This window comes from Priestia sp. FSL P4-0332 (genome assembly GCF_038005845.1).
Lineage (GTDB): Bacteria > Bacillota > Bacilli > Bacillales > Bacillaceae_H > Priestia.
Genome location: NZ_JBBOUA010000001.1, coordinates 2101607 through 2117249, shown reverse-complemented (window position 1 = coordinate 2117249; position 15643 = coordinate 2101607). Strand labels below are relative to the sequence as shown.

The 15643-nt window shown below is 37.2% G+C and carries 18 protein-coding genes; 3 read left to right on the top strand and 15 right to left on the bottom strand.

Annotation, left to right across the window (positions count from 1 at the left end):
- Positions 1-16: 16 nt before the first annotated feature.
- Entirely contained in the window at positions 17-1228 is a 1212-nt protein-coding gene (locus tag MKY06_RS10665) for a cytochrome P450 (RefSeq protein ID WP_013056782.1), read from the bottom strand.
- A gap of 285 nt (positions 1229-1513) precedes the next feature.
- Between MKY06_RS10665 and MKY06_RS10660 the strand changes: the two genes are divergently transcribed.
- Entirely contained in the window at positions 1514-2245 is a 732-nt protein-coding gene (locus MKY06_RS10660) for a ZIP family metal transporter (protein ID WP_013056781.1), read from the top strand.
- 83 nt (positions 2246-2328) lie between these two features.
- Entirely contained in the window at positions 2329-2871 is a 543-nt protein-coding gene (locus MKY06_RS10655; protein ID WP_098287452.1) for a DUF4825 domain-containing protein, read from the top strand.
- A gap of 20 nt (positions 2872-2891) precedes the next feature.
- On the opposite strand, the gene MKY06_RS10650 is transcribed toward MKY06_RS10655, so the two are convergent.
- Positions 2892-3794, bottom strand: a complete 903-nt coding sequence (locus tag MKY06_RS10650) for a GNAT family N-acetyltransferase (protein WP_098399419.1) — start codon at positions 3792-3794, stop codon at positions 2892-2894.
- A 155-nt stretch (positions 3795-3949) separates the two neighbouring features.
- Positions 3950-5809 carry an N-acetylmuramoyl-L-alanine amidase gene (locus MKY06_RS10645; RefSeq protein ID WP_098399420.1) on the bottom strand — a complete coding sequence of 620 codons (1860 nt, stop codon included), beginning with the start codon at positions 5807-5809 and terminating at the stop codon, positions 3950-3952.
- 471 nt (positions 5810-6280) lie between these two features.
- On the opposite strand from MKY06_RS10645, the gene MKY06_RS10640 reads away from it, so the two are divergent.
- Positions 6281-6661 (top strand): plasmid mobilization protein, encoded by a 381-nt coding sequence (locus MKY06_RS10640; RefSeq protein WP_013056777.1) that lies wholly within the window; start codon positions 6281-6283, stop codon positions 6659-6661.
- 56 nt (positions 6662-6717) lie between these two features.
- Here the strand turns inward: MKY06_RS10640 and MKY06_RS10635 are convergent, their stop codons facing one another.
- The 12 genes from MKY06_RS10635 to MKY06_RS10580 form a co-directional block, all read right to left on the bottom strand.
- Positions 6718-6897 (bottom strand): hypothetical protein, encoded by a 180-nt coding sequence (locus MKY06_RS10635; RefSeq protein ID WP_025752091.1) that lies wholly within the window; start codon positions 6895-6897, stop codon positions 6718-6720.
- A gap of 99 nt (positions 6898-6996) precedes the next feature.
- Positions 6997-7995, bottom strand: coding sequence for an N-acetylmuramoyl-L-alanine amidase family protein (locus MKY06_RS10630; RefSeq protein ID WP_340960673.1), 999 nt, complete (start codon positions 7993-7995; stop codon positions 6997-6999).
- A 96-nt stretch (positions 7996-8091) separates the two neighbouring features.
- Positions 8092-8628 (bottom strand): hypothetical protein, encoded by a 537-nt coding sequence (locus MKY06_RS10625; protein WP_013056774.1) that lies wholly within the window; start codon positions 8626-8628, stop codon positions 8092-8094.
- A gap of 135 nt (positions 8629-8763) precedes the next feature.
- The gene (locus tag MKY06_RS10620; RefSeq protein ID WP_013056773.1) at positions 8764-10086 is read right to left on the bottom strand and encodes an LLM class flavin-dependent oxidoreductase; all 1323 of its coding nucleotides are present in this window, start codon (positions 10084-10086) and stop codon (positions 8764-8766) included.
- 1 nt (position 10087) lies between these two features.
- Positions 10088-10810, bottom strand: coding sequence for a riboflavin kinase (locus MKY06_RS10615; RefSeq protein ID WP_035439125.1), 723 nt, complete (start codon positions 10808-10810; stop codon positions 10088-10090).
- Between the two features lie 165 nt (positions 10811-10975).
- Positions 10976-11749, bottom strand: a complete 774-nt coding sequence (locus MKY06_RS10610; protein ID WP_029321411.1) for an amino acid ABC transporter ATP-binding protein — start codon at positions 11747-11749, stop codon at positions 10976-10978.
- Entirely contained in the window at positions 11746-12456 is a 711-nt protein-coding gene (locus tag MKY06_RS10605; RefSeq protein WP_098287449.1) for an amino acid ABC transporter permease, read from the bottom strand. The genes MKY06_RS10610 and MKY06_RS10605 overlap by 4 nt, the downstream gene beginning before the upstream one ends.
- Before the next feature lie 27 nt (positions 12457-12483).
- Positions 12484-13182 (bottom strand): amino acid ABC transporter permease, encoded by a 699-nt coding sequence (locus MKY06_RS10600; protein WP_013056769.1) that lies wholly within the window; start codon positions 13180-13182, stop codon positions 12484-12486.
- A 74-nt stretch (positions 13183-13256) separates the two neighbouring features.
- Positions 13257-14078: an amino acid ABC transporter substrate-binding protein gene (locus tag MKY06_RS10595; protein WP_098287448.1), complete on the bottom strand. Its 822-nt coding sequence runs from the start codon at positions 14076-14078 to the stop codon at positions 13257-13259.
- Between the two features lie 69 nt (positions 14079-14147).
- The gene (locus tag MKY06_RS10590) at positions 14148-14414 is read right to left on the bottom strand and encodes a glutaredoxin family protein (RefSeq protein ID WP_013056767.1); all 267 of its coding nucleotides are present in this window, start codon (positions 14412-14414) and stop codon (positions 14148-14150) included.
- Positions 14415-14440: 26 nt separating this feature from the next.
- Positions 14441-14965, bottom strand: a complete 525-nt coding sequence (locus MKY06_RS10585) for a GNAT family N-acetyltransferase (RefSeq protein WP_013056766.1) — start codon at positions 14963-14965, stop codon at positions 14441-14443.
- Between the two features lie 10 nt (positions 14966-14975).
- On the bottom strand, positions 14976-15506 hold the full coding sequence (locus MKY06_RS10580; protein ID WP_055991288.1) for a hypothetical protein: 531 nt from the start codon (positions 15504-15506) through the stop codon (positions 14976-14978).
- Positions 15507-15643: the final 137 nt, after the last annotated feature.

Genomic DNA, 15643 nt, shown 5'->3' with positions numbered 1-15643 from the left:
AATTTGCGCTCGCTTTTTAAGCTTTATTAAAAGTAATCTCGTATTTTTTTACGCCAAAAACAAAAGGGCTGCCTATTGGCTTTAAAGACTGATTTTGAACTTTCGAAAATTCTCCTTTTTCTAGTAACTTAGTAAAAGCAATTTTCCCTTCCATTCTTGCTAGCGGTGCTCCTAAGCAAAAATGGATGCCAAATCCAAAGCTCACGTGAGGATTTGTTTTACGATGCACGACAAAAGTGTCAGGACGTTCAAACTTAGCTGAATCTCTATTTGCACTCGCTGCCCAGCTAATTACCTGCTGTCCTTTTTTAATCTTACACTCTCCAAGTTCTACATCTTCAGCAGCTATGCGTCCAATCGCTTGAATAGGAGGATAATAGCGAAGCGTTTCTTCTACCAGGTTCGGAACCAGCGATATGTCTCGACGAACTTCATTCTGCACGTCTACGTCTTCTGTCATATACCGAACTCCGTTCGTAATTAAGTTTGTTGTTGTCTCATTACCTGCTACTAGCAATAAAATACAAAACCCCAGCACTTCCTCTTCTGTTAAATGCTCGCCGTCGATTTCTGCTTCTAAAAGAAGCGAAATGAGATCTTCTTGTTTATTTTGCTGACGCTCCGCGATAATTTCTTTAAAATACCCTTGTAAAAAAATCACGCCTTCATTACGCTTTTGCATCATTTTCGCAAAAGCTTCGTCTGAATTATTTTCAGCACCGCTCACTAAGTCATCGGAGTATTTTTTAAACAGTGCTCGGTCTTGTATTGGTACTCCTAGCAGCTCTGCTATTACAATAATCGGCAGTGGTCCAGCAAAGTCTTCTACTATGTCAAACTTTTTTTTGCTGCTTACTTCATCTAATAAATAATCTGCAATCTCTTCAATATGACCCTCCAAGTGCTGAATAGCTCTTGGCGTAAAAGCTTTGTTTACTAAGTTTCGTAACTTTGTATGTTTTGGAGGGTCCATCATTAAAATACTTTCTTGGCGTTCTTCCATTGCTCGTTTGGATGAAAAAAGCGACGGGTTTTTTAAAATATACTTTACTGTTTCATAATCAAATACATCCCAGCAGTTTCGGCTTTCATCGTAACGAATAGGTGCCTCTTGACGCAGACTGTTATAAATATCAAATGGGTAAAGCTGCTGTTCAACTGATTTGATTTCTTGCATAGGAATCCAGTTAGCATAGCGATTTTCTCTTTTTACTGCTTTTGAATTCATCTCGTATTCCTTCTTTCGTTTAAAAGTGACCTCGTTAAGTTTTTTAATCTTCTACAGATCAAAGAATTTTTTTCCATCTTTGTATCTTTTGATCAGACTATCACAAGGTTTTTTCACTTTCAACGGACATAATCAGAAAATTTTGTCAATTATACAGAAGACTTATTTTATTTAAGGTCTAAATCAGTGATTCTTTTCCATTTTTTTAGTTCATTTATCTTGTTTCATAATAATCATAGAGATGGTTACACTACAAGTAAGTACGTAAGAAAGTAGGGATCTCATGTGATAGATGCCCTTATGTGGGGTGGTGTCTCAGGCTCAGCTGTATTAATTGGAGCTATTATAGCTATTTTTATACCTTTAAAAAAACAGTTGACTGCTTATATTATGGCTTTTGGCACGGGCGTTTTGTTAGGAGCTGCTGCTTACGAGCTCATTCAAGATTCGGTAAAAGAAGCGGGAATCATTGCTTCTTCTTTAGGCTTTTTAACAGGCGCAGCACTTTTTACTCTTCTTGACATCTCCTTAGCTAAAAAAGGCGCTCACAAAAGAAAACGTTCGGACCACCTTGTCCCCGCTAGCTCGGGACTAGCCATTTTTATTGGTACCATTATGGATGCTATACCTGAGTCACTGATGATTGGCGCAAGTTTGATTGAACAGCACCACGTTAGCTGGCTGCTTGTTGTTTCTATTTTTATCAGCAATATACCCGAAGGAATATCCGGGACAAGCGGACTACTAAAAAGCCAATATAAGCAAAAGAAAATTTTTTCATTATGGCTTTCTGTCTTCTTTATCTCAGCTCTTTGTTCTTGGATTGGATATCTATTTCTTCAAAATGCTACCCCAAACATGATGGGTTTTATTGCCTCATTCGCCGGGGGTGGAATTGTGTCAATGGTTGCTTCTACGATGTTGCCGGAAGCTTTTGAAGAAGGTGGCCCTGTTATTGGTTTTATTGCTTCATTAGGGTTATTAACTTCTATTATTTTGGATTATCTGTCTTTTTAGTGAATAAACTTATATTTTGTATGAAACAAAATATATAGGTCTTTCGTCTTTACAAGTAGATATAAATAAAAGGAGTTACCATTATGAAAAAAATATATGCTTCTCTTACACTTTGCACAGTGCTCACTTGCCTATCAGGGTGTGCTTATGCACCTCATAATAATCTGTCTGCCGAAAGAGTCTCTGCTTCTTCTATTCAACATACTTCTTCAAAACATGAGGCTTCAGTAGAGCAAATTACAAATAAGCTTCCAGGACACGTTTATTTAAAAGGTATAGCCTTTCAAGATACGCAAAAACCTTATTACTTAGCAATTAATTACGCTGCAATAAATAATCAGCATACGTTTGAAAAAAGCTGGACGTCTGTGAAAACTAAACGCATACTTTTACATAACGCAACCATCTTACTTTCTGCCGTACAAAATGCTGACAGCGTTCACTTTACTATTAATACGACTGTTCCTCAGACAATCACCATTACTCGAAAAGAGTTAACCGACTTCTACGGAATAGATCTTCGGAATTATAATGATGTGAAACAAGTATGGAAAGAAAAATTCGAAGGACAGCAAGAAAAAATCGAGGAATTTTATGATGCACATCCAATTACGGAAATGCAGTAAAAGCGGCCCATGGCCGCTTTTTAAAGTTGTTTTTTCATAAACACCTGCTCAAGTTTGATTCCTTCATCTGTATATAAATCTTGAAAACCAAATGATTTTAACATTTTCACGAGTAAGCTATTTCTTTTTTCAGGTACATTATATGTATTGTAAGCAATTGGTCCATACATATTAAAAATGGTTGCTAATAAAAAGCCCAGAACGTCCTCTGAATTTGAGATATGTTCCTTAACGCTTCCTTGATAAAAAGTAACGGAATTCACGATGCCTATGGAAGAAAAATTCTTTTGAAATAACAAATAGCCAACTTCTTCGTTTTTTTCATTCAACGCAATAAACGATTCTCCATCATGAATACAGTCAAATTGATTTTTCCACGGAACGTCGTACGTATAAAAGGGTAGGTTTCGAATATCTTTTGCAAGCCTTCGCTTTAACGAATACGTAAGCTGATTCTTCTTTTTAAGTAGAGAAGCGTGAAAACTACCTCTATGCTTTAGAAATAAAAGCTTATCTACAATCTCATATCCGTATTTCTGATAAAGGTGAATGGCTTTTTCATTCACTTTAAATGCTTCCAGACTGGCTTCCACTACTCCTTGCTGCTGATATTTCTCAAGTGTAGCTTTTAGTAAGGCTTCACCAATCCCCATTTTTCGGTAAAGGAATGCTACACTTGTACCTCCATTCCAAGCATGTTTTTTTCCCTTGACCTTTTTTATTCCATTTAACATAATTCCAGCTGGTGTATTATTATAAAAAGCCATAAAAGAATGGTCGACAGATAGCTGATCGAAACCAAATCTACAAGTGAATTGATCTAGTGACAGCTCAATCGGAAGATAATAATCTTCAAAACCTTTATTGAATACTTGTAATGCATCAGAAAAAGAACACTGACTTAGAGGCTTAATTATAATCACGGGACATTCCTTCCTTTTGTAAAAAGATAATAAGCTAGAAAATCATTATAAGAAAACATCATCAATAACATTCTGAATTTTTGTGGTTTTTAAAAGAAAAGAAAGAGACATACCGTTTAAACACCCTGTCTCTTCCTTTCTTTTAACACTCTATTCTATTGTCTTTTAACCTCTACATCCAACGCTTTCACAAACGCATAGCGGTGATTAAAATAAATTTGATAATATTCGTCTTTTCCAACAATCATTTTGTGATCGTTTGGATTTGTTGTAAAAGTGGGTGCATAGTAATAGTCACTCCTTACTTTTTCTACCGCCACGTACACCTGCTCTGGAGAAATTTTATACTGAAGTGGCACCATAGCTTTAACTGGTATACCAGAAGGATAGGCTGAAGCTTCCGGAAAAGCTCCTCCGTATACTTGAATGCTTTCTTTTCCTGGTTTTGGCGTTAATAATATGCCTGTACCTTTACTTGTATTTTTATTATGCGGATTATAAAACCACGCTTTTTGCCCTCCGTACCAAATCGCTGTCCATTCTCCTTTTGTCTCAGCTACTGCATACGTTTGGCCAGTTACAGCTTTGCTTCCCCAGTCTAACGTTTGTTTCGTTCCCGGTCCTGAAGCTGCAGGCTCGTTCAGTAGCGGTGAATCATTGCTGGGAGCTTGATGCAAATACACAAAGTTGGCCGGCTGCTTTGGTGCATCTGATACCTCCGGCTGATTGTTTTGAAAGACTGGATTAATCGTAACGGCTAGTTTGTTTGTGTGCTGGCGCTCAACCGGGCTTCCTACCAAATCCATATAGTGTCCCCAATCCCAAAACGGCCCGGGATCTGAATGCATACCTGATTGAGCCTTAGGAGACAAACCTGGCACCTCGTCATGACCAATAATGTGAGCTCGGTCTAACGGAATATTATATTCTTTGGCAAGGTGGCGTACGAGTCTTGCCGAAGAACGGTACATTTCTTCTGTAAACCACGTGGATCCTTCAAGCGCAAACCCTTCATGCTCGATTCCAATACTGTGCGTATTAAAATACCAGTTTCCTGCATGCCATGCTACGTCTTTGTTATGAATCATCTGTGCGATGTGACCATCACTTGAACGGATTACATAGTTTGCAGCTGCTCTATTTGGGTTAGCAAACAAATCAATCGTTCCATCATAACTTACTTCTGTATCATGAATAACAATATAGCGAACATCTGATTTTTGGCGATTCGCAATATCATAGTTTCCGTAATCTGAAGGACTTTCGCTGAATTTCCCGTAAAATGCAGGGATGTATTCACATTTTAAAGATGCGGGACAATCTGCTTTATTCGTATTGGAATTTTCAGAGCGAGGAATCGATATATCTATGTTTTGAGGAGAAATTTTAAGATGCTGTCCATCTGAAGTTGTAAGCTCTGCTCCTTTTTCCAATGTTTCATATACATCATCGGCAAATACTTGAGCGTTTTCTTTATCCTGAGAAGCACTGTAAGCGGCGACTGCATCGTACCATTTCTGATCAGTGGACGGTATGTTTCCATTTTTGTCTTTTGCGATAAAAGCTAGCACAGCAGCGCCACCGCGAATATTTTGCACAGGATCTTTTTTTAATCTTTCTTTATCTGAGTTAAGCAGCTTAGCAGCTAAGGAGAGCGTTTGCTGTTTGTCATATGCTGGTTTTGAAGATGCAGCTCCGTTTCCTTTTCCATCTTCTAAAGAAGGGATGTCTGTTAAATGCATAAGACCGTATCCCCCGGCCGCACTAGGTTTTCCATTATGATTTTCCCAGCGCGACTTGTTGTAGGAAATTGCTTTTAAAAGCGAAGCTGGCACACCAAATTCTTTAGATGCTTGTGCAAATGCTAGCTCCAAAGAATCTGACTGATCCTCTGCAGCCAAAGCGACTACAGGCGCTTGTAGCGTATGAATAGACGTATAAGCTGTACACATAACCCCGGCTGCAAGCATGGCTACCCCTATCTTATTTAATTTTAATCGTTTCTTTAGTTTCAAACGTATTCCTCCCCCGTAAAGTATGTAAATGAAGTCAATAAAGACATAATATGACTTTACCTCGTTCTCAACCATTTCGTCTTCTTTCTTTCTATTCCCTTGAGACAATAGTCTAGAAGATTCGACAGAGTTACTAGGAGGAAAGATGTGGTACGAGGAAAAAATCATAAAAATCATCCCTCTTCTTTAAAGCTGCGCTCTCAAAAATGGTTGAGTACAAAGGCGGTCCATTCATCCCTTTTGCTGCCTTTTTAATAAAGCAGCAATATTGTAGATAATGACATTCCTTCTATAATTCAACTATTACTAAACCAAATTTCTTAATTTACCAGTTTTTAACAGACTGTACGTTCGACATTTTAGTAACTTTTCACCATAGTTAACCATGGAAAAGGTTGCTATTATTAAAGACAAGAGAATGTTTACATATGATTGAACGCAGCAAGAACTGCTCTTGAAAGGAGATACCTTATGAGAGGACACAGCATTCCAGCAATTAAGTTGAATGAAGAAGAAAAAGAAAAATTAGAGGAACTTATTGAACACTATAATTTAAAACGAACGTCTCTCATTCGAAAATTTATTATGGATGGAAAAGTCAAGCCTCCTTTAATCGGCAAAGAAGCAGGTGTGGAACTATTGGTTAACCTCCGAAAGATTGAGTCTGAACTAAGCCGGCTAAGCAATAATATGCATCAAATTGCAAAGTACTTACATAAACCAAAAGATAAGCAAAACCATTCACAGAATCTTGAAGAAATACTATTAGAAATGATGAAAAAACAAAAACATGTACAAGAAGATGTAGAGACTATTTCAGAGCAGCTTAGCGATCATTTATACGTTAAATAGAGAAAAAACGCTCTTTTCATTTCAGAAAAGAGCGTTTTTTATAAAGAAGTAGGGATTTAAATGCTTTTTTTCATCCCGCACTTTGCGCATGTACGGATAAAAATAAAGTCTTTTACTAAGCTTTTAAATTTCACATGTCCACAGTTATCGCATCTGCCTGCAACTTTATCCGGAAACTCCTCATATACATATACTTTTGTTAAATCAATCGCTTCTTGTTGCTCTTCCATTTCCATCACACCTTTATGCATCTTTACGATTCAGCTCTTTATATTCTATCAAAAATAAGTAAAATTACTAGGGTGAAAGCTTCAAAAAACAAGCAGGTTTTTTCACTATTTTTTTATCCGTTCAGCTTTGTACCACCATTTTTCTCTATCTAAAAATGCTTTTACATTCAGTATTTTTTTATCCCGAAGTGTAATGATGGCTACTGCAGCTCCTTCTTTGGAAAAGGTTACCGCTGTTTCTAACTTTTCTTTCGTCACAAATACTTTTAATGTTTCCATATTCTCTTTTGTTAATTCCGCAGTTGTGATGGTTTCTCCTTCAATGATTGTATCTTTTTTTTCAATAAAATGTTGTCCATCAATCACCCAGGCTGCACGCGTTTCACCATAAACTTGAAAGAGGGTATTCTTTTTTAAATAACCTGTTCTCTCTGACATATTTGCATCCTTATACGTCTCCGTATCCTCAGTTGTTTTAATCCATAAAGGTTTATATAAAAAAGTAGGCTTTGGACAACCTTCCTCGTCAGAATCTCCCAAAGGATTTGTAGATTTAGGCTCCAAGTTTAAAAACTGTGCAACCCCTTTTGCATATGCCACCCCCATATCTTTTAGAAATTGAGGATTTTTTAAGAGCTTTGCATCATGTTCTGTATCAATAAACCCAATTTTAGTTAGTACAGACGGCATATATGAACGCCTTAACAAACTATGATTAGCCAATTTCCTGCCTCGGTTAGAGTGATTGTATTTAGTGAAAACAAATTTCACATGATCGTGAATATCGTTTCGTAACACAATGGTTTGGTTATTTATATTTTTGCTATAAATAAAATCTTCATATCCCGTTTCGCCGCCTGAATTTATATGAATAGATAAGTATACATCAGCACCCCACGCATTGGCTTTGTTGACCCGTTCATTTAATGACAAAAACACATCGGTTGTACGCGTTGTACAAAGAGAAAATCCTTGATAGTGAGTAGAAAGAAAAGAGATGATGTACTGTTGAACAGCTAACACTAAGTCTTTTTCATACAGCCCGCTGGCGACAGCCCCTAGATCTGCCCCTCCGTGACCTGCATCTAAATAAATTTTTTTCATATAACCTGTCTCCTCCTTATCCGTAGCATATGCATGAATAAGCGAAGACGTTTGTTATACAAAACTACTTTTATGTATAAAGCTTTTTGCTATGGCTCATTTAGAAGTCTTTACAACTGATTTACCATAGCTGGTAACATCAAAATATGTATTTGATCCATCGTCTTCATTGATCACAACATCTAAGTCATGAAAATAACGATGAAGTTCTTTTAACAGTGCTTGATCTTTCGTCTGCTCTAGCTGTCCAGCGAGCTTCTCCATATGCTGAAAGTCTTTCTTTAAAACAGAATCTTTTACTTCAATCGTGCCAATCGTATTTTTAATGGCTGTCGCTTCTTCTTGTACGGCAGGCCAGTCTGGGTGCTCAATGGCACTCCACCCCGTCAAATCATTTAGTACGTCATGATGTTCAGCTATAAAATCTTTTGCCTGCTGATCACTGCTTTCCAGCTTATCAACTTTTTGTTGATTCACTTTAATGGCACTTGCCTTTATACTTTGCTGTGATAAAAAAGGAATTTTTCCGTTTTGGTACAATATCCATCCTGTCGCTCCTCCCCCGACTAAAAGAACGGATAAAGATATCGAAATGATCATACGCTTTTTCTTACTTTTATGTCTTTTTTCCATTTGACTCCTTTCCGGGTATTCAAAACCCTTTAGGCCTTATGAACTGAAACGAATAACCTACAAAAAGAATTTTACCATATTTTTAATATTAAAAATATTAAAAAAGAGACTCCTTCGAGTCTCTTTGAATCCACTTCAATTAACTTTCACCTGTGTGTAGCGATTCTTAGGAACATTCAACTGCAAGTTACTTCTTAACGTACTCCCTTCGTATTCTGTACGATACAGGCCTCTTTCTTGCAGTATCGGTACAACGTGTTCAACAAAGTCATCTAAGCCATGGGGAACGCTTGAATGAATAATAAAGCCGTCAGCTCCTTTTTCTTCAAACCACTGTTCCATCAAATTAGCGATATGCTCTGGCGTCCCAATAAATTGTGTTTTAGGTGTAGCAATTCGCAGCGCTGCTTCTCGCAGTGTCCACTTATATTTTTTAGCATTTTCTTTAATTTTGTCTGTTGTACTGCGGAAACTATTACTTCCTATATCTCCCAAGTCAGGAAATGCCTCATCTAATGGAAACTGTGAAAAATCAAAATGATCGAAAAAGCGCCCTAAGTAGTTTAGCGCATGTTCAATTGTCACCAATTGAGAAAGTTCTTCATATTTTCTTTCGGCTTCTTCGTTTGTACTACCAATTATAGGACCAATTCCCGGGAAAATTAAAAGTTCGTTTTCATTGCGCCCTTGCGCTGCGGCTCTTGATTTTACGTCTTGGTAAAAAGCTTTTGCTTCTTCTAAATTGTCTTGTCCCGTAAACACTGCGTCAGCCGTTTTCGCTGCTAGATCTTTGCCGCTTTCAGAAGAGCCTGCTTGAAACACTACGGGCTGCCCCTGAACTGAGCGGCCAATGTTTAACGGGCCTTCTACAGAAAAAAATTCGCCTTTGTGATGCAATCGGTGCAGCTTTTTCTCCTCAAAAAATTGTCCGGTTTCTTTATTTCGAATAAAAGCATCATCTTCCCAAGAATCCCATAATCCCTTTGTTACTTCTAGAAACTCTTCAGCTATTCTATAGCGTTTGTCATGAGTGGGGTGCTCTTTTCCATAGTTAAGCGCAGATCCTTCTAATGGAGATGTGACAACATTCCATCCCGCTCGGCCGCTGCTAATATGATCAAGTGAAGCAAATTGTCTAGCCACCGTAAACGGTTCGCTATACGAAGTCGATAGAGTGCCGACTAAACCAATATGAGAAGTGACAGAAGCAAGTGCTGATAGAATAGTAAGAGGTTCAAAACGATTCAAAAAATGCGGAAGCGATTTTTCATTAATGTATAACCCATCGGCAATGAACACTAAATCAAATTTTCCTTCTTCCGCTTTTTGAGCCTGCTGCTTGTAAAAATCGAAATTAACGCTGGCATCTGACAAAATTTCAGGGTGTCTCCACGCCCCCATATTTCCTCCGACTCCATGAATAATAGCCCCTAGCTTTAATTGTCTTTGATGTGTCATATTACCATTCTCCTTTTTCATATCCATTCATAAATTCTCGTAATTGATTAGTTAAACCGCCTGCTCCAAAGCGAAGGACTCCTTCTTTTTCTGTCTTTCTTTCATTTCCTTCTTGTGCAAATTGTAAAAAAGCGATAACGTGAACTCTTCTAGGGTGAATATTTTCAATTCCTTCGTCATAAAACCATTGATCAATTGTATTGTAAATCCCTTTATTGACTTTGAATTGACTGTGGCACCAATTAAAAAACTGGAGATCAGGCAGATTTAAATATCTCGCTTGCCCTAGCTTGGAAGCTGTAGCTTCACTAGATACATAGCCCATATGTTGAAATCTTTGCTTAGCTTGTAGCGTATCAGCTTTAATTTGATGCTTTAAAAACTCAATAGAAGGGAACTTTTTCTCTCCTCGCACCCGAAAGATTACGTCGCATTGAACTGTCTCTCCATAAATAACGTCGTTAAAATCCAAAATATGAACCTCAAATGTTTTAGATAGTTCCGATCCAAATGTCGGCTTAACCCCTACATTCATAACTCCTATATGTTCAAGTCCCCGCAGATGAACGAGGACACCATACACGCCATTTTTTAATTCCTCATGCTGAGTATCTATATTAGCTGTTGGAAACCCTAAGTATCTTCCTTGCTGCCTTCCAGGTACAACCTGGCCTTTTATAATAAGTTTTTTGCTTGTTTTAGCTTTTAATGCTCCTCTATTCACTACGTTCACCCTTCTTCCCTTAAGTCTAGTAAAAAATAAAAGGTTCTTTGCACAATGTCACACATTGTGCAAAGAACCTCTAGTGATCTAGTCGGTTTGTTTAATTTGATGATTTTATCATATACTTATTATTCCTATGAGTCAAGTTGGTTTTTAATTAAAATATTAGATTGTTTTTTCATAAATATAAGAGTAAGGAGAATGCGTTGGGTTAATACGCTTGAAAAATTGCTTTGTTCGATCTTCTTTTGGGTTTAAAAATATGTCTTCAGGATGACCTTGTTCGACAATCTTTCCTCCGTCCATAAACACCACGTGATTAGAAACTTCACGGGCAAAACTCATTTCGTGCGTCACAATGATCATCGTAATTCCTTCTTCAGCAATTTTACGAATAACAGACAGTACTTCACCCACCAGTTCAGGGTCCAAAGCAGACGTCGGCTCATCAAATAAAATGACTTCAGGATTTAAAGCAAGCGCTCTAGCAATGCCCACTCGCTGCTGTTGACCTCCTGATAACTGACTTGGATAAGCATTTGCTTTTTCAGCAAGCCCAACTTTTTCAAGGACGTCTAAACTGCGTTGTTTCGCTTCTTCCTTTGGCAGCTTTTGAACAATAACTAGCCCCTCCATAATATTTTCAATAACGGTTTTGTGTTTGAACAAGTTGTATTGCTGAAAAACCATCGTTGTTTTTTGTCGAAGAGTTAAAATGTCTTTGCGATTTGGCTTTTGGCACTGAACCGTAAATTGATCAATCGAAACTTCTCCTTCATCTGCTTTTTCTAAGAAATTAATGCAGCGTAAAAACGTAGTCTTTCCAGAACCACTCGGTCCTAAAATGGTCACAACGTCGCCTTTTTTAACAAGTAAATCAATACCGTCCAATACTGTATTATGACCAAATGTTTTTTTTATATTTGTTAGTGTAATCATACAACCCCTCCTCGATTATAAACAGTTAATTTACGTTCAAGCAGCGCTGTTATTCCTTCTATTAACATCGTCAGCATCCAATAAATAAGAGCAGCAGCAATATAGGCTTCTAAAAACTTGAGATTATTCGAAGCTACGATATTAGCAGCACCGTTTAGCTCTTTTTGCGATACGATGAATGCGATAGAAGACGTATGCAAAAAGCCGATGAAGATATTACATAAATTCGGTAAAGACAAAGCAAACGCCTGTGGAAAAACAATTCGTTTCATCGATTGAAAACGATTCATCCCAATAGCATACGCAGCCTCAATTTGTCCTTTTTCTACAGCTAACAAACCAGAGCGAATAATCTCTGACATATAAGCTCCCGCTGTAAAAGACAAAGCGATTAATACAAATACGACAATAGGAATGCTGTTTGCATTGAAGCCCCATCCATAGTAACTCGATAGTTTATTAATAAATAGCGGGAACCCTAGGTAAATAACCATAATATGAAGAATAGCAGGCGTTCCTCGGAAAAATGATACGTATACGTTGGCAATTGGCGTTATTAATTTCACTGAATTGATTCTCACAGCCGCAACAGCAATACCAATAAGCAACCCGCCTAGTAACGGACCGATGGTAATAAGGAGCGTTAAAGGTAATGCCTTTAAAATTTCTACAAATGCTGTCCATATAAACGGTACGTCAATAATCATGTTTACACCTCTTTTAGTAAGCTCGTTTTATACATGAACAGGCTGATCATGTTTTTGCAGCTTCTGTTCTGATTTCACAAAAAATTTCTCTAATATAATCGCCACAAAATAATAAATAATGGCAAGTGCGATATATACCTCCACTGCATGAGCCGTTGCAGCGATAATGGTATCTCCTCTTCCCATCATATCCATCACACCAATGGTAAAGGCTAAAGACGTATCTTTTAAGGACCCAATCACAAGATTTCCAAAGTTAGGAAAGGCTACAACGAGAGCTTGCGGCAGCACAATTCGAGTGAACGTTTGTTTTCCGGTCATTCCTATACTATAAGCTGCTTCAGTTTGCCCTTTATCTACACTATTAATGGCACCGCGCATCATTTCAGAAAAAGACGCCGCCGTGCTCAGTGAATACGTGATAATAACAAATACGAGCGGAGCCATTCTTGAAACGTCAATATGAATCAATTGTAAAAGGGCAGGTATCCCGTAAAAAACTAAAAATAATTGAATTAAAATAGGCGTTCCCCTCATAAAAGAAATATAAACTGCTGCTATTTGACTTAACACCGGTACTTTATAAATACGAGGCAGGGCAATAAACAATCCCAAGGTACTGCCAATCACAAGTGAAGCAATCAAAATCCAAATTGTAATATGCAAATAAGATAATAATTGAGGAATAGAGGTGAAAATCAGCTCTATATCAAATGCTTTTCCCATCTTTTTCTCTCCTTTGTTTCCCTCTACAGGTAGCGAAAGGACCCAAGTTCAAGGCTTGGGTCACAGTAAGTGCTTTAGTTATTTCCAGCTGCTTTTGTATAATCTTCTCCCAGCCATTTTTTACTTAATTTTGTCAATGTTCCGTCTTCTTTTATTTCTTTTAACGCTTTATCAACATCTTTTTGTAAACCTGTTTCATTTTTGCGAAGCATAAAATATACTTTTGAATTTGAAATAGCAGGCCCTACAACTTTTTGCTCTGCGTCCGCTTGTTTATTGACAAAGTCAACTGCAAACGGCGTACTAATCGTGGCATCCGCACGCCCTGTTTTCAGCTGCGTTTTTGTATCATCAGATCCTTGGCCTGAATAGACGATATTAATTTCATTTCCATGTTCTTTGTTATACTTATCGATTAAGTTAGCAGAATTACTCGTTGCTCCTACAATTACCTTTTTACCGTTCAAATCTTTAATTGATTTAATAGACGTATTTTTTTCGTTTACAACTACATGTAGCGGAAAGATATTATAAGGTTCTTTATTAAAAAGGAACTTTTGTTTTCTCTCTTCATTCACTTCCATCTGATGGGCTACTAAATCAATTTTGTTCGATTCTAAGCTCAAAAGTAAATTAGAAAAATCCATTGTCTTAAATTCGAACTTATAGTTTGGAAGACGTTTGTCTATTTCTTTAACAAGTTCTACGTCATACCCTGTTAGATTTCCTTTATCGTCAAGAAAGCAAATGTTCGGAAATTGCGTACCCGTTCCTACAATAATTTTTTGTACTTTGTCTTTGCTTGCGTTAGCCGCTGTTTCTTTATTTGGTGTTCCGCAAGCGGCTAGTAATAAAAGAAGTGATAAAAAGATAGCTGTCAGCTGTAGTTTTTTCATGTGTTTTGTCCCTCACTATGTCTCAAAATAATTTATTGTTTTAATGAATTAATAAAATACATGTTCCAGCTATTTAACGATTGGTGAATAGTCTTCAATCAATTTTTCTATTTGTTCATAATCTTTTTCAATTACTCCTTTAAACTGCCCCTCGTCTCCAATTTCAACGACCGGTACATGGCGAATACCGTATTTAAATTCAAGTAAATCCCGCAAATAATCTTTTCCTTCTACATCGATACTTTCATATTGATATCCTTTCTCATGAAAATATGCTTTTAGTTCCTCGCAATGATGACAACCTTTTCGATTCCATAATAAAATCTTTACTGACATTTTGTCTCCTCTTTTCTTTTTAATTATTAATTAGCTTTTTGCAACTCTTTGTGTTTTTCTAACTCGTATCTTTCAGGATGTAAGATTTTCCTTAAGAATACGCCTTTTCCTTCTTCTCCTTGATCGACTTCAAAAAAACGTTCGTACCCTTTCCTTTCATACATAGGAATCAACCACGGATGTCGATCAGAAGTAGCCAATGTAACGGCAGGTTCCCCCAATTGATCCCGAATAATTGTTTCTTCAACCCATGTTAAGAGTTTAGAACCTACTCCTTTCTTTTTAACCAAAGGATCTACCGCAAACCACCATAAGAAAGGCCAGTTCGTTATTTCTTTATACGTTCTTGCTGTAATCGTAGCTACGATTTTTTTATCACTTTCCAGCACGTAGCAACGGCTGTTTTGAATGTTTTCTTTTACAAGTTCAATCGTTGCCGTTGCGGCTGGAAACTTAATTCCTAGCTCTCGAATCGGCTCGTATGCTCGAAGTGTTAAATTCAACAGTTCTTCAGCATCTTCTACGGTTGCTAATCGAAATAATTCACTCATTTTCTCCACCTCATTTTATAAATGATTGAAGAGATAGACCTGCTTTATAAATCAGCTCATCCACCGCTTCCTTTAAACGACTTTTAGCATTCATATTGTTGATGCCTGCAAAAGACACGTATTCATGCAGCAGAAAAAGACTGCTGAGCCAATAAGGTCTACCTAAAAAAGACGCTAAAAGTTTTAAATCATATTTAGCTTTTAGTAAAGAATTCACATTTTCCCCAACAAGAATCGGCAGAAGTATTTTTTTATGCAATAAATCTTCCGGCAATACTTTTGTTAGTTGTTCAAAAGACTGTACGTATGTTTCATTTACTCCAGATAACAGAACGACAATACTTTTAGCTTGGTTCACTTTTGAAATGAATACCTTTACTTCTTTCTGAGCTTCCTCCGTTAAAGCGTGTACATCATGATACAAAATAGCTTCTGCGTGCACTCCTTTTGAGGTTAAGCAAGCTTCTAGCTCATCTTTTACTGAAGCTATTTGTTGATAATTATGAAAGCTTCCGTTATATAAAATACATACATCGCTCACTTTCTTCCCCTCCTTTTTATAGCAAAAAGGCTCCTGGAGTTTACTCAGGAGCCTTTGGTAGACCAATCAGCTTTAACTGTTTGTTTGATAAAACTGGAGAATGAAGTGAAGTGTCTTTGAAACATACTCACTTAATT

What these genes read in the sequence shown, in the direction of transcription:
- MKY06_RS10665 (WP_013056782.1), bottom strand. Translation starts at nt 1,228, where the DNA reads ATGAATTCAAAAGCAGTAAAAAGAGAAAATCGCTATGCTAACTGGATT.
- MKY06_RS10655 (WP_098287452.1), top strand. Translation starts at nt 2,329, where the DNA reads ATGAAAAAAATATATGCTTCTCTTACACTTTGCACAGTGCTCACTTGC.
- MKY06_RS10640 (WP_013056777.1), top strand. Translation starts at nt 6,281, where the DNA reads ATGAGAGGACACAGCATTCCAGCAATTAAGTTGAATGAAGAAGAAAAA.
- MKY06_RS10635 (WP_025752091.1), bottom strand. Translation starts at nt 6,897, where the DNA reads ATGGAAATGGAAGAGCAACAAGAAGCGATTGATTTAACAAAAGTATAT.
- MKY06_RS10630 (WP_340960673.1), bottom strand. Translation starts at nt 7,995, where the DNA reads ATGAAAAAAATTTATTTAGATGCAGGTCACGGAGGGGCAGATCTAGGG.
- MKY06_RS10625 (WP_013056774.1), bottom strand. Translation starts at nt 8,628, where the DNA reads ATGGAAAAAAGACATAAAAGTAAGAAAAAGCGTATGATCATTTCGATA.
- MKY06_RS10620 (WP_013056773.1), bottom strand. Translation starts at nt 10,086, where the DNA reads ATGACACATCAAAGACAATTAAAGCTAGGGGCTATTATTCATGGAGTC.
- MKY06_RS10610 (WP_029321411.1), bottom strand. Translation starts at nt 11,749, where the DNA reads ATGATTACACTAACAAATATAAAAAAAACATTTGGTCATAATACAGTA.
- MKY06_RS10605 (WP_098287449.1), bottom strand. Translation starts at nt 12,456, where the DNA reads ATGATTATTGACGTACCGTTTATATGGACAGCATTTGTAGAAATTTTA.
- MKY06_RS10600 (WP_013056769.1), bottom strand. Translation starts at nt 13,182, where the DNA reads ATGGGAAAAGCATTTGATATAGAGCTGATTTTCACCTCTATTCCTCAA.
- MKY06_RS10595 (WP_098287448.1), bottom strand. Translation starts at nt 14,078, where the DNA reads ATGAAAAAACTACAGCTGACAGCTATCTTTTTATCACTTCTTTTATTA.
- MKY06_RS10590 (WP_013056767.1), bottom strand. Translation starts at nt 14,414, where the DNA reads ATGTCAGTAAAGATTTTATTATGGAATCGAAAAGGTTGTCATCATTGC.
- MKY06_RS10585 (WP_013056766.1), bottom strand. Translation starts at nt 14,965, where the DNA reads ATGAGTGAATTATTTCGATTAGCAACCGTAGAAGATGCTGAAGAACTG.